Origin of the sequence: Methylobacterium tardum, from assembly GCF_023546765.1 — a bacterium.
Lineage (GTDB): Bacteria > Pseudomonadota > Alphaproteobacteria > Rhizobiales > Beijerinckiaceae > Methylobacterium > Methylobacterium tardum.
Genome location: NZ_CP097484.1, coordinates 3,651,057 through 3,675,994, shown reverse-complemented (window position 1 = coordinate 3,675,994; position 24,938 = coordinate 3,651,057). Strand labels below are relative to the sequence as shown.

The 24,938-nt window shown below is 69.6% G+C and carries 16 protein-coding genes and 6 pseudogenes; 13 read left to right on the top strand and 9 right to left on the bottom strand.

What is annotated here, in order from left to right; all coding sequences use genetic code 11:
- Positions 1–756: 756 nt before the first annotated feature.
- A complete protein-coding gene (locus M6G65_RS17580) occupies positions 757–2,040 on the top strand; it encodes a hypothetical protein (protein ID WP_250102634.1) in 1,284 nt (427 codons plus the stop codon).
- Between the two features lie 182 nt (positions 2,041–2,222).
- Here the strand turns inward: M6G65_RS17580 and M6G65_RS17575 are convergent.
- Positions 2,223–2,585: pseudogene (locus tag M6G65_RS17575) on the bottom strand (integrase core domain-containing protein); the annotation flags it as partial.
- 146 nt (positions 2,586–2,731) lie between these two features.
- Between M6G65_RS17575 and M6G65_RS17570 the strand changes: the two are divergent.
- Positions 2,732–4,007 (top strand): annotated as a pseudogene (locus M6G65_RS17570) (IS110 family RNA-guided transposase).
- 238 nt (positions 4,008–4,245) lie between these two features.
- Here the strand turns inward: M6G65_RS17570 and M6G65_RS17565 are convergent.
- A pseudogene (locus M6G65_RS17565) lies at positions 4,246–5,081 on the bottom strand (IS3 family transposase); the annotation flags it as partial.
- A 67-nt stretch (positions 5,082–5,148) separates the two neighbouring features.
- Here M6G65_RS17565 and M6G65_RS17560 point away from each other — a divergent pair.
- Positions 5,149–5,598, top strand: a pseudogene (locus M6G65_RS17560) (transposase); the annotation flags it as partial.
- A 640-nt stretch (positions 5,599–6,238) separates the two neighbouring features.
- Here the strand turns inward: M6G65_RS17560 and M6G65_RS17555 are convergent.
- Entirely contained in the window at positions 6,239–6,919 is a 681-nt protein-coding gene (locus M6G65_RS17555) for a hypothetical protein (RefSeq protein WP_250102633.1), read from the bottom strand.
- Between the two features lie 180 nt (positions 6,920–7,099).
- On the opposite strand from M6G65_RS17555, the gene M6G65_RS17550 reads away from it, so the two are divergent.
- Positions 7,100–7,399, top strand: a complete 300-nt coding sequence (locus tag M6G65_RS17550; RefSeq protein WP_043075192.1) for a hypothetical protein — start codon at positions 7,100–7,102, stop codon at positions 7,397–7,399.
- A gap of 99 nt (positions 7,400–7,498) precedes the next feature.
- Here the strand turns inward: M6G65_RS17550 and M6G65_RS17545 are convergent.
- Positions 7,499–9,609 (bottom strand): annotated as a pseudogene (locus M6G65_RS17545) (carbohydrate porin).
- Between the two features lie 902 nt (positions 9,610–10,511).
- On the bottom strand, positions 10,512–10,928 hold the full coding sequence (locus M6G65_RS17540; RefSeq protein ID WP_250102632.1) for a cyanase: 417 nt from the start codon (positions 10,926–10,928) through the stop codon (positions 10,512–10,514).
- Between the two features lie 407 nt (positions 10,929–11,335).
- Between M6G65_RS17540 and M6G65_RS17535 the strand changes: the two genes are divergently transcribed.
- Positions 11,336–11,629, top strand: coding sequence for a hypothetical protein (locus M6G65_RS17535; protein ID WP_043075190.1), 294 nt, complete (start codon positions 11,336–11,338; stop codon positions 11,627–11,629).
- Positions 11,630–11,636: 7 nt separating this feature from the next.
- Positions 11,637–12,323 carry a ZIP family metal transporter gene (locus tag M6G65_RS17530; RefSeq protein WP_071000280.1) on the top strand — a complete coding sequence of 229 codons (687 nt, stop codon included), beginning with the start codon at positions 11,637–11,639 and terminating at the stop codon, positions 12,321–12,323.
- A 956-nt stretch (positions 12,324–13,279) separates the two neighbouring features.
- On the opposite strand, the gene M6G65_RS17525 is transcribed toward M6G65_RS17530, so the two are convergent.
- Positions 13,280–14,155, bottom strand: coding sequence for a LysR substrate-binding domain-containing protein (locus tag M6G65_RS17525; RefSeq protein ID WP_238195014.1), 876 nt, complete (start codon positions 14,153–14,155; stop codon positions 13,280–13,282).
- A gap of 220 nt (positions 14,156–14,375) precedes the next feature.
- Here M6G65_RS17525 and M6G65_RS17520 point away from each other — a divergent pair, with 220 nt between their 5' ends.
- From M6G65_RS17520 to M6G65_RS17505, 4 genes are all read left to right on the top strand, one after another.
- Positions 14,376–14,753: a hypothetical protein gene (locus tag M6G65_RS17520; RefSeq protein ID WP_124262951.1), complete on the top strand. Its 378-nt coding sequence runs from the start codon at positions 14,376–14,378 to the stop codon at positions 14,751–14,753.
- Positions 14,741–15,736 (top strand): thioredoxin family protein, encoded by a 996-nt coding sequence (locus M6G65_RS17515; RefSeq protein WP_052516998.1) that lies wholly within the window; start codon positions 14,741–14,743, stop codon positions 15,734–15,736. Before M6G65_RS17520 ends, M6G65_RS17515 begins: the two co-directional genes overlap by 13 nt.
- Positions 15,733–16,116, top strand: a complete 384-nt coding sequence (locus M6G65_RS17510) for a DF family (seleno)protein (protein ID WP_024828456.1) — start codon at positions 15,733–15,735, stop codon at positions 16,114–16,116. The genes M6G65_RS17515 and M6G65_RS17510 overlap by 4 nt, the downstream gene beginning before the upstream one ends.
- A gap of 234 nt (positions 16,117–16,350) precedes the next feature.
- The gene (locus M6G65_RS17505; RefSeq protein WP_043075188.1) at positions 16,351–16,776 is read left to right on the top strand and encodes an MgtC/SapB family protein; all 426 of its coding nucleotides are present in this window, start codon (positions 16,351–16,353) and stop codon (positions 16,774–16,776) included.
- A 984-nt stretch (positions 16,777–17,760) separates the two neighbouring features.
- On the opposite strand, the gene M6G65_RS17500 is transcribed toward M6G65_RS17505, so the two are convergent.
- On the bottom strand, positions 17,761–18,807 hold the full coding sequence (locus M6G65_RS17500) for an NAD(P)/FAD-dependent oxidoreductase (RefSeq protein WP_250102631.1): 1,047 nt from the start codon (positions 18,805–18,807) through the stop codon (positions 17,761–17,763).
- 450 nt (positions 18,808–19,257) lie between these two features.
- On the opposite strand from M6G65_RS17500, the gene M6G65_RS17495 reads away from it, so the two are divergent.
- On the top strand, positions 19,258–19,869 hold the full coding sequence (locus M6G65_RS17495) for an SCO family protein (RefSeq protein ID WP_024828449.1): 612 nt from the start codon (positions 19,258–19,260) through the stop codon (positions 19,867–19,869).
- A 127-nt stretch (positions 19,870–19,996) separates the two neighbouring features.
- On the opposite strand, the gene M6G65_RS17490 is transcribed toward M6G65_RS17495, so the two are convergent.
- Positions 19,997–22,192 carry a heavy metal translocating P-type ATPase gene (locus tag M6G65_RS17490; protein WP_071000281.1) on the bottom strand — a complete coding sequence of 732 codons (2,196 nt, stop codon included), beginning with the start codon at positions 22,190–22,192 and terminating at the stop codon, positions 19,997–19,999.
- 337 nt (positions 22,193–22,529) lie between these two features.
- Between M6G65_RS17490 and M6G65_RS17485 the strand changes: the two are divergent.
- A pseudogene (locus M6G65_RS17485) lies at positions 22,530–22,844 on the top strand (IS256 family transposase); the annotation flags it as partial.
- A 63-nt stretch (positions 22,845–22,907) separates the two neighbouring features.
- Here the strand turns inward: M6G65_RS17485 and M6G65_RS17480 are convergent.
- Positions 22,908–23,180, bottom strand: a complete 273-nt coding sequence (locus tag M6G65_RS17480) for an MgtC/SapB family protein (RefSeq protein ID WP_236962061.1) — start codon at positions 23,178–23,180, stop codon at positions 22,908–22,910.
- A 590-nt stretch (positions 23,181–23,770) separates the two neighbouring features.
- Between M6G65_RS17480 and M6G65_RS17475 the strand changes: the two genes are divergently transcribed.
- A complete protein-coding gene (locus tag M6G65_RS17475) occupies positions 23,771–24,517 on the top strand; it encodes a response regulator transcription factor (RefSeq protein WP_024828438.1) in 747 nt (248 codons plus the stop codon).
- The last annotated feature ends 421 nt before the right edge of the window (positions 24,518–24,938 follow it).

The window sequence follows — 24,938 nt, the reverse complement described above, 5'->3', positions numbered from 1 at the left end:
CCGCCTTCGATCCGCCACCGCTGGCCGCCTATCGAGTTGCTGATGGTCCCGTCGCGGCCCTTGGACGCCTCGAAGATTCCGGAGCGCGGGATCGTGCTCGGCGAGCCGTTCGACCCCCGCCGCATCGAAGCCGCGCTCCAGACATTCGCGGGCTGAGCCGAAGTCGAACCCATGGTGTCCCGGGTAGCGGCGACGACGGGCAGGCCGTCGCAGTGGTCAGCCCGCCGAGCCCGTGCCGGCTCGTGCGTCGTGGCGGCGTTCGCGCCGTCCGTCTGCTGATTGTCGAGCTTGCGCATCTCCCGTGGCGATGTTCTGCGGGCTCGTTTCGCCGTTGCGCCAGCCTGGTCGGCCTCGGACGGCGGTCGCGCTCGGTCGCCGTCACGTCCCGTGCGCTGAGCGCCACCACGGGGACCTTCGCGCAGCCGGGCAGCCCCGGGAGCCTGTCGAGAGAGTGGAACCCGTCCATCACCGGCATCGTGAAGCCGAGCGCCGCGCAGCCGTTCCCGGCCCCTAGACGGCCCAGCCATTGTGCTCTGGCACGGTGCGAGGGCGGTGACGCATGTGCCCCGGTGATCGCGGAACTTTCTTGTGCGGTCCCGGCGCGGTGGCCGGGCCGTCGGCGGGGCAGGATCAGCCGGGTGGCCCATTCCCGTCGGCGGCGTGGGCCGAGGTTGTGGGTTGCAAGCCCCCCGACCAACCTTCGCCGGGACGATCGGGCATCGGGCTCGATGGTGCACTGAGCGGGACGGGCCAGTCATGACATCCATGGAAATAAGTTCTTCTGTCGGCCCCACCGTGCGGGTCACGCATTTTTGCCATATCGGACTCTCGCGCTCGATTCCGGCGGTGGGACATCCGGACGAGACTCGCGCCTTCGCCCTCAACCAGGCCCTCCCAAAGGCGAACCGCGGCGCGGTCCTCGGCGACCTCTGCGCGTCGCTGGCCGAGGCGGGCGGCGACGAAGCGGTGCAGTGTCTCGACCAATCCATGGTGGAGCACCGGATGGACGAGCTGTTCGGCATCGTCGGCGCCTGCGTCTCCGTCCAGGCCGCTCGCCTGAAGGATGGCGTCCGGGGGGCAATGACCGAGGCGATGGAGGAGGCCCGCGCCTGTGGCGTGCATGTGTCCTGGACATCCAGGATCGAGGCGGTCGCACCCGGAACCGTGCTCCATGCCGCGCCCGACAACATCCGCGAACGGGTGAAGCAGGTCCTCGGGCTGTCGCGCGCGTTCTATTTCGCCCCGGTCGATCCCTTCGTGCACGTGAACTACCAAGTCATGCTCAGCGGCCCCGACGGGGATGTCGACCGCCTGGGTCGGAAGCTCGCCGACCACCTGGCCTCCCTGATGCCGGCAGGGACTGAGCGGCCGACCGTCAGATCCGAGACGCAGACCGAGACCGTGTACCCGGGCGCCACCTACGAGGAGTGCGTGCGGAACCGGCTGGCAACCCGCAGGCCGTTGCCCCCGACGGGAGAGGCGTTCATGTCGGGCGTCCGCGAGGCCCGGCGCGCGATCGAGGCCGGCGACGCCGTGGCCGCCTTCGCGGCGGCCGACGACATCGCCCGACTCGTAAGGCGCGACCCGGTGATGACGGCATTGCTTCTCCGAGGCGATCGTCCCGGCGACGGGAGCAAGCGCTTCGAGGTCGGCAACGCCCGCAAGCTCGCCCGGCACATCGCGTGCGTCGTCGCGACCCTGAAGGCGCAGGACGATCTGGAGGGCCTTCGCGGCCTGCTCTTCGCACCCTCGGGCATGGTGGAAACGATCCGGGAGAAAGTCTGGTACGAGCTCGCCGCGAACCGACTCCCCCAATACCACGCCAAGCCGATCAGGGCGGCCTTCGGCGACGTCGGCAACGCGCAACTCCACTTCGAGGCATTCGACGTCGATGGCCAACGCCGTCCGGCGGCGACGAACGGGCCAATCGACCGGGAACAAGCCCTCCTCGATTTCATCGCCGCAGGTGCTCCGGACCAAGAGACGGCGCCATCGCCCGACGATCGTCCGGGTCTCGATGGACCGAGCCCGTCCATCTGACCCGCTGCCCCCTCCGCGGCTCCCCGATCGGACGGGCCGTCGTCTCGGGGCGAGGTTCGGTAAACGCGTACCAAGCTGCCGTGGGCCTTCCGCGCCGTAGGCGTGTTCGCCGCGCCCTGGACATCGTTAGGCTTCGAACGGCCGAGCCGCTTCGCGAAACCTGTCGATCCCTGCGAGTTTCCTCACCGGCCGTCGGCACGGGTGACCTGACCGGTATTTTGGACCGGGCCGAGTGAGAGGCTACTGCATGGCAGCGACCATGGAGGCCGGAAGGCCAGATCCGGGAAGGTGACGGGCCCGGGCGGCCGGTAGCCCAAGGACGAATGCGGCCGGACGCGGTTGTATGTGTTCTGCCAGATCCCGATCACGGTCTGCGCCTCCTTGAGCGAGTAGAAGATCTCCTGCCTCAGGCACTCGTCCTTCAGCTTGCCGTTGAAGCTCTCGCAGTACCCGTTCTTCCACGGCGAGCCTGGGGTGATGTACTGGATCTGCGGGCCCGTCTTGGCGACCCATTTGCGCAGCGCCTTCGCAATCATCTCGGGGCCATAGCACATCGGGAAGATGGCTCGACGGCTCTGGGGCGGCGCGCGAAGCCATGCTGAGCGCAGCGCGCCGCCCTGGGCGGTCATGGCCGATCGACAGGTCTCTAGAATGACGGTGTTCGAAGCCTCATTCCGGAGACGGATCGACCATGACCAGACCACAGCTTACGCCGCCGGCCGGCGTTCTCGTAGCCATCGACGTCGCCAAGGCCCGCAACGAGGTCCTCATCGAGGTGCCCGGCTCCGGCCGACGACGCCGGTTGAGCGTCCTCAACACCCGCGCCGAGCACGACCGTCTGATCGCGCTCCTGTCGAACCTCGGCCAGCCGGTGACCTGCGGTTTCGAGGCCACCGGCAACTATCACCGCCCGATCGCTTGGCGCCTGCTCCAGGCCGGCTTTGCCGTGCGCCTGATCTCCTCCGTGGGGCTCGCCCGCACCCGCGAGGCCCTGCACAACGGCTGGGACAAGAACGACCCGAAGGACGCCCAAGTCATGCTGCACATGATCCGCATCGGCGCCTCGCAGGTGTATCACGACCCGCTCGCCGCCGGCATCAACGACGTGCAGGAGCTGTCCAAGACGCACGACGCCGTCTCGCGGGCCAAGACCGAGGTGCTGCATCGGATCCTGACCCACTACCTGCCGCTGTATTTCCCAGAGGTCGACCGCTTCCGCCACAACAGCCGCTCGGACTGGTTCTTCGCCTTCCTCGATCGCTTCCCCACGCCCGCCTGCATCACCGCGCTGAGCAAGGAAGCCTTCATCGCCGCCGCCTGGGATGTCGTCGGGCGCAAGGTCGCCAAGGCGCAACTGCTCGGCGACATCTACGAGACGGCCCACAGCTCGATCGGCCTGCCGGTGCCGCCTGACGCTCCGGCGGTGAGCATGTTCCGGCTCGTCATCGGCGAGGCGCGCGGGCTGATCCAGCAGCGCGACGCCATCGAGGCCACGGCCGACGCCCTCTTGACCGACAGCTCCGACTACAAGCTGCTGCGCCGCATCCCCGGCATCGGCCCGATCAACGCCCTGACCATCCTGGCTGAGGCCGGCGACCTGCGCCGCTTCAGCCATCACCGGCAGTTCCTGAAGTTCTGCGGGCTCGATCTGGCCACCCAGCAATCCGGCACCTTCCGCGGCCAGACCAAGCTGTCGAAGTACGGCAACGCCCGGCTCCGGCGTACGCTCTGGCTGGCCGGACAGGTCGCTATCCGGCAGCGGGAGAACGGCTTCCGCGACAAGTTCGAGCGCTACATCGCCCGCGACCGGCACAATGCCGACCTGCGGCGTAAGGCGCTGACCGCGATCACCGCCAAGATGGCGCGCGTGGTGCACGCCGTCATCAAGACCGGTGCCGACTACCGGCCCTTCGTCGAGGGGCCGGTGCGGTGGGAGAACCCCTCTCAGCAGAGCCGTGAGGGCGTGAGAACCACGACCCTGTAGATAATGCTCGGGTCTCCTGCCTGGATCGACATCTCGTGTTGAGGACGGTGAGGACCACGGTGCCGCGTGCATCGGCTGGATCCTGTGTTCGCTATGGCCGAGAGTTCTTCCGGATCGGCAGGAGCCGCCTGGATCGACGTTGACGACAAACACACCGCGGGCGCATGTTCGCGGACGGAGACCTGTTGCACGGCCAGCCGTCCTTCATCGCTACGTAGGACGTTGTCGCAATGGAGATGCTCCGGGATGCCGTGCAGGCACATCGCGTCGGCCAGCGCCTCGATCACGCCGAGGCTGCCGATGCGCCGCGCCACCTTCAGCGCGAGGCAGGCCCGGCTGTGTTCGTCAATCAGCGTCAGGACGCGCAGGCTCCGCCCGTCATGGGTCTGCGCCTGGACGAAGTCGAAGCTCCAGACGTGGTTGGGGTGGAGCGGGCGCAGCCGCACGCACGAGCCGTTGTTCAGCCAGAGGCGGCTGCGCGGTCGGTGCTTTTTTGGGACCTTCAGCCCCTCACGACGCCAGATGCGCTGAACCCGGTCCTTGCCCACCCGCCAGCCGGCCGCCTGCAGCAGCGCGGTCACGCGGCGGTAGCCGTAGCGGCCGTACTCGGACGCCAGGGCGATGATGGCGCGGGTCAGTTCATCCTCGTCGGCCGCAACCGTGGGCACGTAACGCTGCGTGCCCCGGTGCTGGCCGACGATCCGGCAGGCGTGGCGCTCCAAGAGACCGTGCTTCTCTCGGGCACCATCGACCGCCTGCCGGCGTCGTTCGGGGGCTACAAGTTTCCCGCGGCGAAGTCCGCGAGCACCTGCTTTTCAAGGGACAGATCGGCGACCAGCCGGTGCAGGCGGGTATTCTCGCGCTCCAGCTCCTTCATTCGCTTGGCTTGATCGATCTGTAAGCCGCCGTAATCTTTGCGCCAGCGATAGTAGCTTTGCTCTGGGATCTCGGCTTCCTTGCATGCGAGCGCCAAGCTCTTGCCCTGTGCCGTCAGGATCTTGATCTGGCGCAGCTTGAGCACGACCTGCTTTGCGCTCGTCTTCTGACCCCGCTTCATACCCAGCTCCTTCGGTCCCGGCTGATCCTCTCAATCAGCCCGGTCCAAAGCCAGCCGGTCAGGTCAACGCGCGATGCCCCATGACTTGCCGCCGTGGCACGCCGTGTACGATCAGGCGCAACGTTGGCTGCGGCCCGGCTGCTTCGAGAGCTTGATCCACAACCTGCGCGCCGTGTTGCGCCTGGCTGCGGGTCGTGCCGAGGAGCCCTCGGCCGTGGTGCACGACAGCCGCACCCCGCGTTCGACCCCTGAGAGCGTCGCTCGCGCCGCTTGGGACGGTCACAAGCGCACCCGTGGCTCGAAGCTGCACGCAGCGGTCGGTACGCTCGGCCAAGTGCTGGCTCTGCACGTCACACCGGCCAACGCCGATGATCGCGCAGCCGTGGCCGCGCTCGCTTGTGCCGTGCAGAGGGCAACCAGTGACAGCGTGAACCTCGCCTGTGTCGATCAGGGCTCTATACCTGAGCGCGCGGCGGAAGCGGCCGCCGATCACGGCATCACCCTGGAGGTCGTGAAGCCGTTCGCCGCACTGTGGTGGCCGGACCGACCGGTGTGGAACCGCGATCTCGACCAGGTCGCGGACACCGCATGGCTCGCCGATCTCGCGGGTCGCGCCGGCCTGACGCTCGACCGGGTCCGCGCGATGACCTTGGATGCCCCTCGCCGTCGGTTCGGGCGGGGATCGGGCGATGCGTCCCTGATCCTGTCGGCCGGGATCTATCGCCGCACACGGATCCGGCACGCGCTTCAGATCTGCCCGCGGTGTCTCAGTGCCGGCGACTGTGCTGTCATCGCCGAGACCGTCGCGGCGTGGATCGAAGACTGGCCGCGCCGCTTCTTCACTGCCGCCGGCGAAGCCGGGCTCACTCAGCGGATGTTCCGAAAAGTCGCCCGGCCCGGCGATCTCGCGCGCCAGATCCTCCGCCTGCCCGAAGGTTTTCGCCGCGACCGGACCTTCCTCCCCGTCCTTCAAGACAAACGCCTGAAGCGCCTGCGGCGGATCGACAACCCACGCTACCGGCGCATCCGTGCGGCGCGGATCCTGCGCGCGACGGGCCCCAAGCTCCGGCGGCGCGGGGCGTCCCCTGGCCGAGACCGGTCAAATTGACGACGCCATGAGACCAGACGCAGTCAGGCACGAACCGGATCAAGAGTCGTCACGCAGCGCGATGCGCGTGGTCGCGGCAGCGGCGGACATACTTCACCAGGGTCCACACGGCCTCCTGCTCCTGTCCCGTCATACGGGCCTCGCCGAGAAGGTCCGTCAGAAAGGCGAGCGCCGCGTGCCCGTCATCGGCCGCGATCACCTTTCCTGGGGATTCCTCGCCCCCCGATTCGCCAAGGCTCGGGGTCTCATCCTGTGCGTCGCCGACGGGCTCGACACGGCCGCCATTCTCGCGGCCCAAAGCCTCCCGCCGCTGCCCACCCCGTCGCACGCGGCGGCCCTCGAAGAGATCCCCATTCAACGGGATCTCGGCCGACCGCGCCGCGCTGATGAAAAACGTCAGGGCCTTCCGCGTTACGCCATCCGTCGAGGGATACTGCGAGCGAAACAGGCGCTGAAACACAGTCGGCGACATCGTGCCGAGCTCATGCTGGAACAGCGGCTCGTAAGCCGCCTTGAGCACGCCCGTCAGCACGGTCGGCCATGCCGGAGTCTCGTACGCCACAACCAGGGATTTCAGCCTCGGCAGCGCACGGCCACGGGCATCGATCAGCCGCAGAAACCTCAGGCCCGAGAGCACCTGCCGTCGCATACTCTGAGACACGTGCTGCAACGCCATTTCGCCGATGGGATTTGGCGTGCCGTGATCGCGCAGGACAGTGATTACAGCCAAGACGGCGCTCAGCGAAACATAAACGGGGCCGGCGGAATTCGCACCCCCTCAGCAAGTCGCGGCATCGTCAAAGCCCTTCTGTTTCGCCAAAGGTGCCTTACTGTTTCGTTAAGGTCAGCCACTCGAATCGCCGCGGAACCAGAGGGTTGATCAAACGGGGATCGGTGGCACGAACAGGCCATGGAGGCCTCGATGGATCACGCGCATCTCGCCCTGGTACGAGCCTACGACGGGGAGCCCCTGAAACGCGTCATCCTCGCGACGGGGCCGGACGTCTTGTACGTCGCCAATCCCCGATTTCTCGACGCGATCAGGACCGGCCGCAGCCAACCGATCGGATTTCGGCCAGTCGACTGCTATGCGTGGGACGAGATCGCCTTCGAGAGGCTGTCCGAGGCTTATGCAGCATCGGGCCAGACCGAAACCGACGCATGGATCGCACTCCCGCCCTTCGCGGGATCCCACCTGCGACTGCGCTGACCCAGACGGCCCTGGCGTCAGGTCCGATCCGGCGCTGCCGCATCCGCCACGACGGCTTGCCGTCGAGCCCGTCGGCTCGTCTCCCTGGTCTCGATGCCGTCAGAAGTCGACGTGCAGGCGCGTGGCGAAGGCGTCCACTGGCCCCCGGTCGCGGTTGTATCCCGGGCTGTCGACGTGCTGGTAGTCGAACGTCACCGTCACGGCCCTGCTGACGCCGACGGCGTAGTACGCCTCGAACGCGCGCTCGGCGGCGTACCGAAGCCGCCCGTCGCCGACGACCAGGCCGAGGCCGCCCGCCGCGAGGTATGCCCGGTGCGAGGGCGACAGGGCGTTCATCACGGCCCCGACGCCGACGGTGTCCTGCGCTCTTCCCCAGCCGGCCCCCTTCAGCGAGAGGCCGCCCGAGAGCGAGCGGTCGATGTCGGCGAACGACAGGTTCTCCGTCCGGCCGTCGCCGTCGCTGAACCGGAGGAACGAGCCGAGGTCGGCCGTCAGGGCCTGCTCCAGGTTGACGTAGAAGCCGCTCTTGCGCCTCGGGCGGCGCGTTGCGGCCGCGGCTTCGTTGGCGTCGGCGAACGCGCCCGCCTGCGTGAGGGCGACGACGTCGCGATAGTTCGCGGTCACGCCCTCGTTGCTGAACAGGCCGACGCGCAGCTTGCCCGGCTGGTGGAGGAGCGGAAGGGTATGGCGCTCCTCGAACTCCAGCGTGGCCCCGCCGCGCCGGAGGACCCTCGGGTCCAGGACGTCGCTGGACGGCTCCTTCGGGACCTGCGTGTAGGCACCGCGGACGGCGAACGCGCTCCGGTTGTACTCGACCATGACGCCCTGCGTGTAGCCTGGCAGGTTGGCCGGGAAGTCGTAGGCGCCGGAGGCCCACAGCGACCAGTTGAAGAAGTCGACGCGCGGGTCGTGCGCGTAGGCGTTGCCGTCGAAGAAGTCGCCGAGCGCGAACTTGCCGGCCACCACCGTGACCCGCTCGACGTCGCGCGTCCCGGCCAACTGGTTGGGCCCGTCGGGCACGGTCTCGGTCTCGCCGCCGAGCCCGAAGGTCTGGCGCACGTAGTAGCGGTTCGACCGCAGCCGGGGCGCCGCGGCGCCGGCCTTCTGCGCCTCGCCGTTCAGGAAGCCGGCGACGCCAGTGGTCCGGCTGAGGCCGAAGCCCTGGCTGAACTCCGGGTTGTAGTAGAGCTCGGTGCTGTCGGTCAGCCTCAGGCCGAGGAACACGGTCGCGGTCGTGGTCTGCTGGGTCTGGCTCGGGACCAGGCTCTGAGGGCCGACGTAGGGCGAACGGAAGTTTGGCACGCCCTGCGCGACGAGGGTCGTCTGCCCGTGCACCGAGATGCGGTCGGAATTGCCTGTGTCCGGATCGTGCGGCGCCGCGTCGTCGGGTTCGGGCGGCAGGGCGAGGCCCCCCGGGAACCAGTAAAGGCGGGCCAACACCTGGTTCGAGGCGGCGCCGACGCGCGCGGAGAAGGGGCCCCCGTCGGCGCCGGGCACGAAGCCGAGCCCGAGGCGGTCGGTCCGCCCGAGGTCCAGGTAGCGGTAGTCGATGCCGAGCGCGAAGTTCGGGAGGATGGCGAACTGGATGCCCGCGCCCAACGTGAACCCGACCGACCCGAACTCGCGCCGGCCGCGGTCGGGGGCGGTCCCGTCCTGCCCCGGGAACGTCGACAGCACGTGGCTGTCGGCGGCCGCCGGCCGAAGCTCCCGTACACGAGGTAGCGGTCGAAGCTGTAGCCCAGCCGCGCGCGGAGCGTGCCGTACGCGCCGGTCTTGGCCCGCACGATGTCGAGCCCGTCCAGCCCGTCGCGGCGCTCGTAGCCGAAGCCGGGGGTCGTGCCGAGGACCGGCCGCTTGAGCGATGCCGCCGAGAGGTCCGCCTCCAGCCCGATCACCGTTTGCCCGGCCTGCCAGTCCCAGCCGAGGGCGAGGCCGCCGACCGCGGAGGTCGCCCGCCGGCCGGCGTCGTTGCGCCCGGCCCCGTCGCCTGTCCGGAAATCGGGGAGGGTCCGGCCCCCGACGCGCGGCGCGCCGAGGTCGAAGCCCCCGTACGACGCGCCCCCGCTGGCCTGCCCGGCCAGGTACGGCCCCGACCAATCGACGAAGCTGGCCGCGGACGGCGCGGGGATCCCCAGGTCCGCGGCTCCCGCCTCCGGGATCAACGGGACGCACCATGGAGCGGCGATCGCAAGCCTGACTAGGGTACGCATGGCTAAACTTCCGAACGTCGCACGCCGGCGATGAATCGTCTGATTGGCGGCTTTCGCTCCGACGGGGCGAGGCCCGCGAACGTCGCCCCGAAGGCATGGGCGTCAGTCACAAACCCGCAAGACATCTCGATGACGGCCGGATCCCGATCGCGCCATGGCGCCCCTCCGGCCCGTCGTGGACGGCGATGGGCTGGCGGGCAACCCCGGAATCCACCGCAGCCTCGATTCGGTCACTGGCGTCGTACGGATGTCTTGCGCCCGCGGCCGCCGCGCGCGGGCCGGCTGACGTCGCGGCGCAGATCCGCCAACGAAGGACGCCTCGCCTGTCCGCGCGGGTCGGGGGAGGGCAGCTTTGCGGGCCCCCGTCTCACGCCGCTTCCGGCAACGCAAGACGTCCAGGGCGATCCTGGGCAACCGCGGCCGCCTGCAGTGGGCCCGGCGCCCGAACCCAGGCACACTCCAGGCGACCCGTGGCGGGATTCAGCGACCAGTGGGCCGAAAGACGAGGAGGCGCCGTTCCTTCGCGAGGGGGAATGGCGGGCGCGGACGCGGCCCACGCGAGATGGACGATGGACATGAGGGTCTCCTGGGACGGGCCGCGCGTGCGGCCGGTCCCGGGTTCACCCTTCCAGGGCGAGTCCGTGCGACCTAGCCGGCGCGCGGCACAGTCGATCGACTGTGACTGTCGCTGGGCATGGGGTGGAGAGGGTTCCGGTGTGCGACGCGGGCGGCACAGGCGCGCCGGCGACGGCATTCCAGTAAACGAAGGGCCGAGGCGGTCAAGCCCAAAAATCATGAATCCGATTGACGGATGAGCAAGTTAGGCCGCATTTTCTTGGGCCGGACTGTGATTGTTAGTCTCGGCTAAGATGTCGAGTGTCGCCCCGCCGAACCGACGCACCTCATTCACTTCCATGCCTCGGCGGGTTCGTGGGGCGGCCGACGGGTCCTTGTCGATTTCGACCGTCATGACGCATATCCCGACCGGGATGCCTGGTGGGACGGAGTGGGCCCGCCGCCTCGATATGACCGGCGCGACGGCTCGCCAGCCGCCGGCCGGACCCGCGTCCCTGGTCCTCCTTGAAACCGCATTCGAGGTGTCGTCGTCGCCGTGACGCTTGTATAGCGGGAGCTTCCCCGACATCCTGGGCCGCACGCGGTCGCGCTCGTTCTTGGCCTTCTGAGCCACGTCCATGTCCAGAGCCGATCGCCGACATGATGCCGTCGCCGAACTCCCCCTGGATCGGCTCCTGGCAGGCAGTGCCGTAGACCGTCGCCAAATCCCGGAACCGGTAGATCGGAAGGCCGGCGGGCAGCATCGGGTCGGCTGGCAGATACCAGATCGGGGGCCGTGCCCGACAGCGGCACCGACGAGGAGGCGGCGGCCAGCAGGGCCCCGCGGATGCGGGCCAGGTCGAAGACGCGGCCGGGTTCTCGCAGCGGCACCCGCAGGAAGGTGACGAACGGCATCGGCGTCGGCGCGGGATCGATCCCCGGCTCAAGCCAGGCCGCGCCGGGAATCTCCGTCGCGGCGGCGATCGCGCATCGGGCACGCGACGAGGTGGGGCGAGGCCGGGAAGGATGCGACGTGGAAGACCGAGCGACCCCGGCGCGATGGCGCCGGGGTCGCTCGATTCATTTCGCTTCCCGCACGGCCCGGGAGGCTTGCCCCACCGGCCATTGGATGATCTAGGGCTCGCGGCTCGACCTCGGAAGGGAGCGTGACATGGCCAGCCTCTGCCGCGACGCGGACCCGATCGGCCGTGCCTGCGGGCCAACGGGCGCGCCTGCTGCCGGGCCGTTCCGGCACGATGGGGACGCCGCGGCCGCGGCGCACTGCCTCCGCGACCCGTCGAGCGCGTGGACCGGCCTCGCGGTCGCCAGGACGAGGGCCGGCATCTCGCCGGCCACGTCCGCACAGGTCCCGCGGCAGGCCCGGCGGAAGTTCCGCGGGGGCGAGGGGCAGCGCTTCGGGTGCAACGACGGGCCCGTCGCCGCCCGCCCGAACGGCGCCGCGTGAGGCCACGATGCAAGCCTGGATCTACACGCTGATCCCGGCCGCGGCGGCCATCCTCGGGGCCGCGATCGCGGCCAACCTGCGGCCGGGGGCCGTCTTCGTCAGCGCCATCCAGCATCTCGCGGCGGGGGTGGTGTTCGCCGCTGCCGCCGGCGAGATCCTGCCAGACCTGAAGCATGTCGGCTCCCCTTGGGCCACGCTGGTCGGGGGCGCCGTCGGCGTGGCGGCGATGCTCGGGGTCCGCATGCTGGAGCGGCGGGCGGCCGGGCCGGTGGGGCTGCTGACCGTGACCGGCATCGACATCCTGGTGGACGGCCTCGTGCTGGGCATCGCCTTCGCATCCGCCGCGAGGGCCGGCTTCCTGCTCACCGTGGCTCTCACCGTCGAGGTGCTGTTCCTGGGCCTCACGGTGGCCAGCGAGCTCGGCGAGGGCGGCGCATCGAAGTGGAAGGTGGTCGGCGCGACGGCGGGTCTCGTCCTGCTGCTGCCGCTCGGCGCCCTGCTCGGCGGTCCCGTGGGCTCCATGCCCGCCCCCGTCCAAGGCGGCTTCCTGGCCTTCGGCTTGATCGCGCTGCTTTACCTCGTCACCGAGGAACTGCTGGTCGAGGCGCACGAGTCCGAGGACCGTCCCTGGGTGACCGCCATGTTCTTCGTCGGCTTCCTGCTGCTGCTTCTTCTCGACGAGCTGGTGGGATGAGGCCCCGCGGGCGAGGCTCGCCCGCTGCCGGCCGCCCGTCACCCGTCGTGCGGCCCGTTCCCGGGCGCCGCATGGGTTCCGATCTCCGCGATCAGGGGGGCGCCTGACGCCGACCGGGATCCGCCAGCAGATCTCTGAAGGGCGAGCCATGTCTGCCCCGGGGCCGACGCCCACCCGTTCCGGGGGGACGACAAAGGTTCCGCGAGCGGCGACAGGTCACCTCCTGCGTTGGGCTCCCCCGACGCCAACTCATCGGCAAATCGTCGCGGATGGCCAGCGGGGACCGGGAAACCGAACTGCGAGGGGGCGCCGATCCCGCCCGCGGCCTCATGCTCGCGGGCGAGGATCCGCCCGGCCGGGCCCCGGCCACCAGTCCGTGGTGTCGCCTGGGCCGCAGACCCCGCCGCGCATGCGCGTCCGGGAAGTGGGACGGAATCGCAGGAGCGCCGGCCCGCGGGCTGGTTCAAACTGAGACAGGACTCGAAACGATGCACCCTGTACCGTGAGCGACGGTACTCGTAAGATACGTCCACCGGGGTCAGGGCCGAGAACGATGCCGACGACGCGCCGGCTTGGCTTGTGGGACGCGGACGTGTCCGTCGGAATGTCGCCCACGACGAGGCCGGCAGGGCTTGCTGCGTGAAGCTTGGATTGCCTGCGGTTGCGAGGACCGAACCGACCGCGATACGAGTTCCGTCTCGCAGCGACCGCCCCGAACCCGAGAAAAGTCGCCACGATCATCCCGATGCCGCGGCCGAGCGCCGCCGGATCGGTTGAAGGGCTAATGGCCGAGGTCGAGGGCTGATGCCACCTGTCGCCGATCGCGGCCGCGATCGGCTTTCATCACGACAACCGACCCAATCGATCTTCCCGCTTCCGACATACAATCCCTGCGAGGAATCTCGCTGACATGGCGAAGTGAGCGTCTTTGTGCCGGAAACGTTCGCCAGCGACCGTCATGTGAATGCATTGATGAAATTCATCAGGGCCGGGACCATGGTCGTCGCGTCATAGACGACTGAAACCTCCAGCGGTGGAATCGATAAGTCGAGGGATCGGAAAACAACGTCGGCGGTCGTGCTGATTGCCAAACCCGAGGGAACGACGGCAAGGCCAAGCCCGGCTGCAACGAGGGCAAGGAGCGAGGTCACGGTTGCGGCTCTATGGACGTCGGTCGGCACCACACCGATCCGGTCCAAAACTTCCCCGCCGAGTTCCCCGCCGTGCGCCGCGTAGACGACGAACGCATCTCCTTGAAGTTGATCGGGGCGGATCCGATCGCAGGACACGAGCGGATGGGTGGCAGGCAGCGCAACCACCAGCGACCAATGCTCGATCACGCGATGGGCCAGCCGCTCGTCGCGGAACGAGGGCAGGAACACCATCAGTCCCATGTCGATGCGGCTTGCCAGGAGCGCATCGCGTTGCAGCGTCGGATACAGCTCCTCGAAGCCGAAGGTGACGGCGGGCGCGCGTCGGCGGAAATCGCGGACCAGGCGCGACATCAGTCCCGAGTACGCAGCGGCGCCGGTGTAGCCGATCCGTAGGTGGCCGGCCTCCCCGCGCCCGGCGCGCTGAACGACCTCGATACTGTGTTGGGCCTGCGCCAGGGTTGCGCGGGCCTCGGCCAGCAAGAGGCGCCCTGGTTCGGTCAACGCCACCTTGTGTCGGCCTCTATCGAACAACTCAACGCCGAGCATGCCCTCCATGCCGCGGATCTGCGCGCTGAGCGCCGGCTGCACGATGTTGAGGCGTGCGGCGGCTCGCGCGAAGTGTAGTTCCTCGGCGAGACAGACGAACGATCGTAGGTGCCGAAGCTCAAGGTTGATCATCGATCCTGATCACAGCCTGCATCAATGACGATTGGCGGTCGCGCAGGGACGCCGGTATGCCGTCGGGTGTGCCGCAGGCATCGGATCGTTCCCCGCACCGGGCCAAGGGAGCGTCTCGCGCGGAGGTCAGCCGACTCGTGCGGCGCGAGTTGGACCGCGGGATCGGCGGTACCGGGGCCGCGTCGCATCGAGGCAACGTTCATTCGCTAGGTTAAGGGTCGTGTTGCCGCAAGGACGTTTCCGTTTTTTGATCCCGGCGGTGCTGCTGGTGCCGTTACCCGTCGTCGGTGCCGCGGGCCGACTTTGGCAGCGCCTGATACACGCCGGAGAGATGGCCGCCATCAGCAGCGCAGTCGCCGATCTCCCGCCCGGAGCCACGGCCGCTTGGACGGCCAAGCCCCTTCTGCCTTGGACCAGTCCCGTCACGGGGCAAGTCTTGGTGCAGCGCGAGACCGGAAGCGCCGACTTTGCCTGCAAGGACAGCGTCTACTCGCTCGATGGATCGTCGGTCCAACTGTTCGCCATCACCCTGTGTCGCGTCGGTCGTGACGCCCCTTGGCGCAACGACCGGGACGGCTCCGAGCGATGGGGCGGCTGACCCAGACCAGCGACGTGTCCCACGAGGAGATTCGAACCATGGTGTTGCCTGACAAGCTCCCGACTGCCGTCGCCGCATGGATGAACGCCCTCGGGCAGACCGGGCCCTCGGCCGATGCCGCCCGCCGTTCCGCGCTGAGCGACGACGTGAGACTGACCTTTGCCGGCCAGACGGTCGTCGGCATCGATGCGGTCTTGGCTCACCAAGCGCGGATGCCGGCCGGACCTGCGATGCAGGCGCTGGAATGGCGCCTGTTGCCCGCCGCAACCGCCACGAGGCTGGCCCTTCGCGCGAGGTTCACCGGCGGGGCGGATGGGCGCACTGGTCCCAACGGCCTCTCGGCGCTCGATGTCGCCTTCACTCTCGGAGACGACGGGCGCATCCAACATCTGGAGCCTTCGCCGCACCACAAGGAGCCTGCTGATCTCAAGCCTGCCCTCCGCGTGGGGGATCGTGCCCCGCCGTTCGTGCTGCGCGATACGAGCGACCGGTCGACGTCGTTGCACGGAGGGCGGGTCCCGGCCACCCTGATCGTCTGGACCTGCAACCACTGCCCCTGGGCACTTGCCTGGCATGAGCGCATACAAAACGTGGCGCGTGATTATGATCTGTTGGTCCGCGTCCTGCAGATCAACGCGAACGACCCGATCGTTTCCCCCCATGACACGCTGGATGCCTGCAGACATCGGGTGACGGCCGGGGAAATGGCCAGTCCCTACCTGATGGACGCCGGCCAGGAAGTTGCTCGGGCATGGGGCGTACGCCATACCCCAGAGGCGTTCGTGCTCGATGCCGACGGACGGGTCGCCTATCACGGTGCGCCGGATGAGGACCACCGCGACCCATCCCGCGACGCCGGATGGCTGCGCGCCGCCCTGGACGCCGTGCTCGCCGGAAGGGATGTGGCAGTCCCTGAGACCAAACCCGTCGGTTGCACCGTGAAGTGGACCCTCGGGTCCGGTCCTGGCGGGAGCGAGCGATGACCCCGCCGCATGTCGCACTGCTTTACTGGGAGGACTGCCCGTCTCACGCGGAGGCTTTGACCCAGCTGCGCCGCCTCCTGCCGGAGTTCGGCTTGGATCCACAGGCCATCGAATTGCGCGAGATCTTGGTCTTGCGGGAGGCGAGGGACGAGAACTTTGTCGGCTCGCCCACGATCCGTGTCGATGGCCGCGACATCGCGCCGGTCGGCGATGAGCCCGCCGCCTTGACCTGTCGCCTCTACCGCCACCGCAACGGTCGCTACGATCCGCTCCCCGATGACGAGGACATTCGCGATGCGCTGCGGTCGTCCGTGCGGGAGGCCGGGAAGCCGAATGCCGCGCCCGGCGATACGGAAGTGCCATCGGAAACATCCACCTAACGGGACGGTCGCTCGGCCGCCCCCATTGGGATCGGGCGGTGCCGTGATGTGACTGCCAGCTCCGCCCGCAAGGGGGCCTCGGGGTTCGCGATGGCCGAGCGCATGGGGCTTTGCTCCGCGGTAGGGGCCTGCCCGAAGTACGTGTATGTGATCGCCGTCTTCGCGCGGATCGAGAAGGCGACGCTCGTCGTCCTGAGGTCGTAGACGGATCGCCCGGTCGGGCAGGGGGACCGAATGCCAGGACGCAACTTCGACCTTTGGGAGGTCGCCTCCCACCTCATCGCCCTCGCGGTCGCGTACGCCCTGGCCCTGCCTATCGGCTGGAACCGCGAGCATGAGGCTCGGAGCGCAGGGCTGCGCACCTTCCCGCTCGTGGCGATCGCCAGTTGCGGCTTCGTGATCGTCGCCATCCGAGTGCTGGGCCAGGATTCGGCTGGTCAGGCGCGGATCATCGAGGGTCTCATCACCGGCGTCGGCTTCATCGGCGGCGGCGCGATCCTCAAGCGCGCCGGGGGAACCTCCGGCACCGCCACTGCGGCGAGCCTGTGGGCGACGGGTGCGCTCGGGGCAGCCGTCGGCTACGGGCTCTACGACATCGCCGCGATCCTATCGATCGTGACGTTCGCGACCCTACAGCTCAACACAGCGTTCAAGGGATAGGCCGCCGGTGCGGGCCGGCGAGGCGGACCCGCACAGCCCGCCCCGCCACGCGCCCGACCGGCTCGGCGTGCTCAGGATCGGGGAGCTCGCCATCCGGAAGTCGGACGCTGCCCGCCGGCTCCGGCATCTCGGTGGGCACGAGGGTCTTTTCGGGTCAGTCGTCATTTGAGGCCGATGACCTCGCCCGCCGGTCTCCGGCGCGGTTCACGCCGGGCCGTGCATCCCGGGGCGACGCACGGCCCGACGGCCCGCGTCGGCGCCCCCGAGGGTGACCCCTTCGCCAGCGGCCTTCGCCGCGCGACCACGGCCGAGGATCACCCTGGCCGCATTGACGTCACGGTGCTCGTCCGCCCCGCACGGGCAGCGGCGCCGGCGGAGCCGCGCCGCACCACCCGCACTCGGCGGGCGTGCTCTACGCATCGACCAGGATCAGCGCGGCACCGGCTCTCGCGGCCTTGTAGCGGACCATCCCGGTCAACGTCCCCCAGCCCGCGTCCTGGATGGACCGGTTCATCCATTCCTTCTGCGCCATGTGCGTGCCTGGCTCAGGCATGGCGCCGGAGGCCGGGCACACCATGTTCGCGACCGCCAATTCCTCCAGCGCGATCTGCCGGATGCCCCAGCCAACGGCCGGCGCGGGGTAATCCGCCAGCAGTAGCGGCTCGGTGGTTCACTCGCCTCTCGGGTGGCAAGGTTGCTGCGAGGGGGGCACGGGCTGCTTCACGAGGTGAGATGATCCTGTCCCCATCCCTGCCATGCTCCACCATCGAAGGCCTCATCCGGAGCGACGGTCGTGTCGAGGTCGTCGCCCGAGCGCGCCGTGTGCAGGGGCGCTGTCCCCCCCAGCGGCGCAACCAGCTCAGCCCCTCACAACCGCTATGACCGCCGTCCAGCCGATCTGCCGAGCATCGGTCATCCCGAAGCACTGCACCTGCGCGCCCGACGCTTCAACCGCCATCATGAAGAGGTTGGCAATGAGCATTGTCAGGGAAGGCCCGGCTGACTACGGCCTTCCTGCGCGCGCAGATCGTTGTGCAGGGTCGTCGCCGCAATCGCGGCGTGGCCCATGGCGACGCTGATCTGATCGAGAGCGTAGACGATGTCGCCCGCGGCATAGATGCCCTCGCGGCTCGTGCGCTGCTTCTGGTCGACCGCGATGCAGCAGCCGTCTCCCATCTCCAGCCCGAGCGCGTGCGCGAGGCCGTCGTTCGAGTCCGATCCCAGCGCGGGGTAGACGGTGTCGAAGCGGCGCTCGCCGCCACCTTCCAAAAGCGCGGTGACGCGGTCGTCGTCGAAGACAAGCCGCGCCAGCGGACGTGCCTCCATCGCGACGCCGGCCCGTTCGAGAAGCGAGCGGTCGCCGGCCGTGATCTCCATCGGGCCGGTCGGGAGAAGCGTGACGTCAGCGGAGTAGGTGCGTAGGAACAAGGCCTCCGCGACGCCGCGCGCGTCAGCGCCGATGACGCCGATCGCCTGGCTCGTTGCTTCGAAGCCGTCGCAGACCGGACAGTACCGGAGCTGGCCGCGATCGAGGGCCCGTCGGTGCGTGTCCGGATCGACGTCTGGCCGCCGGTTCACGGTTCCGGTCGCGAGGATGAGGGTGCGTGCCACCAGGGCGATGCCGTCTCCCCGCGCGAGAAAGCGGCCGGGATGCCCCTCGATCACGTCGATGCGGCCCCTCACGAACCGAGAGCCGTAGCGTCCGGCCTGCGCCGACATGCGCGCCAGGAGTTCTTCCCCGCCGATGCCGTCGGGAAAGCCGGCGTGATTGTGCGAGCGCGGGATCCATTTGGCCCGGCTGTTGCCGTCGTCGACGACCGCAACCGTCCGGTGGTAGCGGGCGAGATAGATCGCTGCCGTCAGCCCGGCAGGGCCACCGCCGATCACGAGCGTGTCTATCGGCCGCTCATCGCTGCCGCTCATTGCCATCGCCTCCTCATGGCTCCGGACGAGTGCCGCCCGCGGATTGCGTGAACCGGCCCAGGTTTCCCGGAGACGTTTTGGTTTGGGTCGGGCGGCCGAGGCTCGCACCTCGGCTGGAGCAAAGTAGCGCGTCTCAGCTTCGGCGGGACATAGCCCAATGCGCAGATCGAGCCCCTGTTTGCCGAACCCATCGAGGCCAGCAGCCCGGAGCGGGCTGCATCGGATAGCCCGACAGGTGCTACGGCCGATCTCTGCGGCAAACGCCGATCGCCTCTTCCGATGCGAGAGCTCCTCACACAAATCGTTCGAGGCAGGCCAGCTGCCGTTCCGCTCCCCGCGAGGACAAGTATCACTCCAGCGTCCCATGTCCCGTCCCTGGCGCGCTCACGGTGCGATGCTGCTTCAGGATCGCCGCGTGCTCCCACTCTGTTCGATCCTGGGGATGCGGAGATCACCTCCCGCGCTGCCCCATTCGTCGCCTCCTCCCCGGCGCGATCCTCCATCGCGCCGCCGGAAGCATGGTCGGTCAAAAGGGCGCGGGCATCATGGGAAACTCCGATGAAGAGACTTCGCATCGTGCGGGCCGGTCCCTGGACGCTCTCCCTGGCGGCCCTGGTCGCGTTTGGCCTCTACGGCAACGGCCTCTTCGAGCCGAAGCCACGGCGGATGGCGTCGACACCGGACCGAACCCAAATCGGAGGCCCTTTCCGTCTGACAAGCCACAAGGGCGAGGTGCTGACGGATGGTGACTTCGAAGGCAGGCCACTCGCGGTCTTCTTCGGCTTCACCCACTGCCCGGAGGTGTGCCCGACCGCCCTCTTGGAGATGACCGAGCTCTTGGCGGCGCTTGGCCCGGATGCGGACAAGGTCACTGCCTTGTTCGTCACGGTCGATCCCGAACGGGACACAAAGCAGATCCTCGCCGACTACCTCCGGGCCTTCGACCCGCGCATCGTCGGCCTCACCGGGACGATCGCGGAGGTCGAGGCGGCCGCGAGGGCCTACCACGCCTACTTCCGAAAAGTCCCGATCGAGGGCGGCGGTTACACGATGGACCACACGGCTACGACCTACCTGATGCGCCCTGGGGGCGGGATGGCGAACGCGCTCGACCCCCACGAACCGAGAGAAACCCGCCTGCTGAAGCTGAGGCGGCTGATCGCTCGCTGAGGCGGAGGGCCGATGCAGCGCCCTCCGACGCCACGTCCTTCGTCCAAGGCGGGGCGCTACCCGCACGGGGCGGCCGTCAACGGACGCTGACTGCCGGAAGTCAGCGGCGCGGACGGTCCGCCACGTCTCAGGCGCTCCGGATGGGTGCTAGGAGCCGAAGCGCGTTCATGGTGACGAGCACGGTGGCGCCGGTGTCGGCCAGGATCGCCGGCCACAGCCCCGTCGCGCCGATCACGGTCGTCACCAGGAATACCGCCTTCAACCCCAGCGCGACCGCGATGTTTTGACGGATGTTGCCCATGGTCCGCTTCGACAACGCGATCATGGTGGCCACATCCGTGACCCGACCGTGCAGCACCGCCGCGTCCGCGGTCTCAAGCGCCACGTCGGTGCCACCCCCCATCGCGATGCCGATGTCGGCCGCGGCGAGGGCCGGCGCGTCGTTGATGCCGTCCCCGACCTTGGCGACCTTCCGGCCGCCCGCCTGCAACTCGCGGACGATGCGTTGCTTGTCCTGCGGCAACAGCTCGGCCCGCACCGCGAGGCCCAGATCCCGCCCGATCGCCTCGGCGGTCAGCCGGTTGTCGCCGGTCAGCATCACCGGCTCCACGCCCGAGGCCCTGAGCGCCTCGATGCCGGCCCGTGCGTCGGCGCGCGGCTCGTCGCGCATCGCGACGAAGCCGGCGAGCGCGTCGCCGTCGAGCAGCACGGACACGGTCTTTCCCTCGCCGTTGAGCGCCGCGATGCGCGTTCGGTGCTCCTCGGGCACGGTGACGCGTTCCGCCGCCGCGGCCGGCGAGCCGAGGAACACCGCCTTGCCGCCGACCCGGCCGAGGATGCCCTTGCCGCCAAGGGCCGAAGCGTCGCTCACGGGGGGCACCGGCACGCCCGCGGCCTTGGCCCGCCCCAGGATGGCGAGCGCCAGCGGGTGGCTCGATCCGGTCTCCAGCGCCGCGGCGAGGGACAGCACCTGGTCCTCGGACCGCCCGATCGCCACGATGTCCGTCACCTTGGGCCTGCCCTCGGTCAGGGTGCCCGTCTTGTCGAAGGCCACGGCCTTGATGGCGCCGAGCCCCTCCAGCACCGTGCCGCCCTTCATCAGCAAGCCGCGCCGGGCGCCGGCCGAGAGGGCAGCGGCGATGGCCGCCGGCGTCGAGATGACCAGCGCGCAGGGGCAGCCGATCAGCAGGATCGCCAAGCCCTTGTAGATCCATTCGCCCCAGGCCCCGCCGAACACCAGCGGCGGCACGACCGCGACGAGCGCCGCGACCGCGACGACGGCGGGTGTGTAATAGGTGGAGAAGCGGTCGATGAAACGTTCGGTCGGAGCCTTGGCCTCCTGCGCTTCCTCCACCAGCTGCACGATCCGCGCGATGGTGTTGTCGGCCGCCGCCGCCGTCACGCGCACGCGCAGCACCCCATCCGCGTTGACGGTGCCGGCGAAGACGGCATCGCCCACCCCCTTGCGCTTGGGCGTGCTCTCGCCGGTGACCGGCGCCTCGTCGACGGCGCCGGTCCCCTCGGCCACCTCGCCGTCGGCGGCGATGCGGTCACCGGGCCGCACCAGGATGACCGAACCGACGGTCAGCTGCTCGGCGGGCACCTCGGTCGTGGTGCCGTCGCGCTCGACCAGGGCGGTCTTGGGAACCAGCGCCGCGAGGCCCTGGATCGAGGCCCTGGCCCGGCCGGCCGCCACGCCCTCCAGCAGCTCGCCGATCAGGAACAGGAACACCACCGCGGCGGCCTCCTCGGCGGCCCCGATGACGAGGGCGCCCGCGGCCGCAATCGTCATGAGGCTTTCGATGGTGAAGGGCGTGCCGAACCGAGCTGCGGCGAAGGCGCGCCGGGCGATGGGGACGAGCCCGACGAGGACGGCGGCGCCGTAAAACCAGGGCTCGTAGGCCGGGACGACCTTGGCGGCGAGCCAGGCCAGTGCAAAGGCGCAGCCGCTCGCGGCTGCCAAGCGGATCTTGGCACCCTGCCACCACGGTTCCGCCGCTGGCGTCCCATGGTCGTGGCTCTGGGCCTGCCCGTTCGCATTGTCGGGGCCATGGCTATGGGTGCCGGTGCCATCGACGTCGGCCTGAGTCGCCTGGGACAGGGGCGCGGCGCGATAACCGCCGAGGCCGTTGACCTGGCGGACCACGGCGACTCCGAGATGCGGGTCATCCTCATGCTCGACGGTCATCGTCCCGGCTGTGACCGACACCGACACGTCGGAGACGCCGGGCACGCGGCGCACGGCGTTCGTGATCTTGGCCGCACAGGCGGCGCAGTCCATGCCGGCGATGCGGTAGCGGGAGGTAGCCAGTGTGGGATTCATGGAACGTGGTCCTTGTCGCCTCGCCAGGGCGTGTACGACCTCTACCGACTAGAGGTTCAAGCCCCATGTTCGGGGCGAGGTCCACCGCGCTCCTGAGTGTCGCGCCGGGCTCAAGAAGCCGACGATCCGCCGGGGGTACCCCGCATCCGATCCTGGTCCGGCCGAAGGGTGAGTCTCCAGGTGTCGTTCGGCCGCCTGTCGGGCTGCCACCAAGGTAAATGCCGGGGGCTTCCGCCATCGAGCAATGCCGGAGATCGAGCGACGGCGGTGATTTGAAGGCGGCGTATCGGGGCGGGTGTCCTGGCCTGCCAGAACCTCTCGGCGAGAGCGATCCGGCATGGAGACACCGCCCAACGTCGTCCGGCTTCGTCAGCCCGAGGACGTCGACGATCGCCCGGTAGAGGTGCTGCGCACCGGCGACCGCCGCCCGCTCGCTCAAGCTTTCGAGATGGAAGCGGACGTCGTCCCGAGCGCGATGCAGGATCTGCGGCTGCCGGAAGGGCGCGTCCGGCTTGTGCGGTACGGCCACGGTCCCGAGCGAGCTCTCCAGACTGGCATCGGCCTGAAGCCTATAGCATGCGTTCGCGTCCAGAAACACGGCTGGAACGGGTTTCTGGACCGGGGCCGCTTCACTTCGACGCTCCCGCCGAAATAGGCGCGGCGCATCGCTTCCGCGGATTGGGAGATCCAGGCAGATGCGACGCCCATGGCCGATTCAGGGGCGCGAGTCGGCGCAGGCGAGGAACATCACGATGATCAGGATGGGGGCGACGTCGTGGAGGCCTGAGACCGCCGCCGCGCCGACCGCGCCCGTCGCCCACAAGCTCTCAGCCGTGGCCGTACCCGACGTACGCCGGGCGCGCTGGAGGACCGCGCCGCCGCCGATGAAGCCTACGCCGGTGGCCAAGCCTTCGATGATGCTGGCGGGATTGCCGGGGTCGATCCCGACGGCCCGAATGGCGACCCACACGAAGCCGCAGGCGGCGATGGAGCCAAGGGGGAAGGTCCGAATCCCTGCGGAGCGCGCATTCCGCTCGCGGTCTCATCCGATCGGGATCGCGGGCGCCAATGAAGGGCGGATGAGGTGGGAGGCCACCGACCGCGCGTTCGTTTGGAACGGCGTCATGGCCAGGACCGGCATGCGGCGTCGCGACGAGAAAGGGGCGTGGTCAAGATGGGCCGCCCCGGGGGGACCGGCGGGAGCGTCCTCGGACCTACTAGAACCGCGATGATAACGGCCTTCAGTGCGGACAGGCGGCCTTGACACGGTTTGACGCGAACGGGACAGGTCTCGGTCGGCCGGCTCGGGGGCGACCGCGCCCCGCGGCAGGGCGCGACGATCCCGTCGAGGGCCGGGAAGCCTGCCCTTGCATGGGCCGTCCTCGGCCGACACGGTGGAGGGTTCATGACGAGGGCGCCACACGCGGACAAGGCCGAGGCTCGGGCCGTCGAGGCCGGCCGACCTTGCGGCTCCCCTGCCGCACCCCTTCGGACAGCCCCCTGGTGGCCGGCGGCCAAGAGGTTCCTTGCCGCGGCCCCGACGGGCAGTCCCTCGCCGGCCGGCGGGACAGGCGCCTGATGGAGCAGGGCGGTGAACGGGGCGGGGCTTCCCCGACGGAGCACATCCTCCTCGTCGAGGATGATGACGGCATGCGCGTGCTCGTCGCGCGCATCCTTCGGGAGAGCGGCTACCGCGTGACGGGCTGCCGGAGCGGCGCCGAGATGTGGACGCTCCTGCCCGAGGTGCCCGTCGACCTCGTCCTGCTCGACGTCATGCTGCCGGGCGCCTCCGGATTCGACCTGCTCAAGGCCCTCAGGGTGAAGGGCACCGTACCCGTCATCATGCTGAGCGCCCGCAACGAGGAGGCCGACCGGGTCCTTGGCTTGGAGCTCGGCGCCGACGATTACATCGCCAAGCCGTTCGGACGGCCGGAGCTGCTGGCCCGCATCCGCGCGGTGCTGCGCCGCGCGACCATCGCGCCGGCTCCCAACGCCGCGGCGCGGCCGGAGACGCTGTCCTTCGCCGGCTGGCGCCTCGACCTGCGCAGCCGGGCCCTGACCGATCCCGAGGGAGCCGCCGTGGACCTGTCGGGGGCGGAGCACGACCTGCTCCTGGTCTTCCTGGAGCATCCCGGGCGGGTGCTCGGCCGCGAGCAGATCCTTGAGATGGGCCGCGGGCGCCTCGCCGCGCCATCCGACCGCAGCGTCGACACCCTGGTCAGCCGCCTCCGGCGCAAGCTCGAACCGCCCGAGGGCGCGGCCCCGGTGATCAAGACGGTGCGCGGCTCCGGCTACATGCTGGCCGCGAAGGTCGGGCGCACTTGAGGGGCTGGCCGGCCTCGCCCGCAGCCTGGAAGGGCGCACGGTCGCCGTCCTCCTGTTGGCGGTCCTGGCCGTGCACGGCGGCGCGCTCGCGCTCTACCGCCGGTCGGCGTCGGCCGCCGCCGATGACGCGTTCGCGACCGAGATCGCCCACCAACTCGTCTTGGCGCGCGAGGCGGTGCTGCGCCGGCCTCCGGAGGATCGCGGGACCGAGGCGCAGGCGCTCTCTTCGGCGCATTTCGAGATCGGCTGGGAACGTGGGCCGCCAGCCGGGGCCGTCGGGACCGACCCGGCGCTGCTGGACCTCCGAGACCGTGTCCTGGAGGTCGAGCCGGTGCTCGGCCCGAAGCTTGCGTTGACCCTGGCCGCGCCGGACGAGCCGCTGCGCCAGCGGGACCTGCGCGGCGCCTTCCCGCTGCCTGAC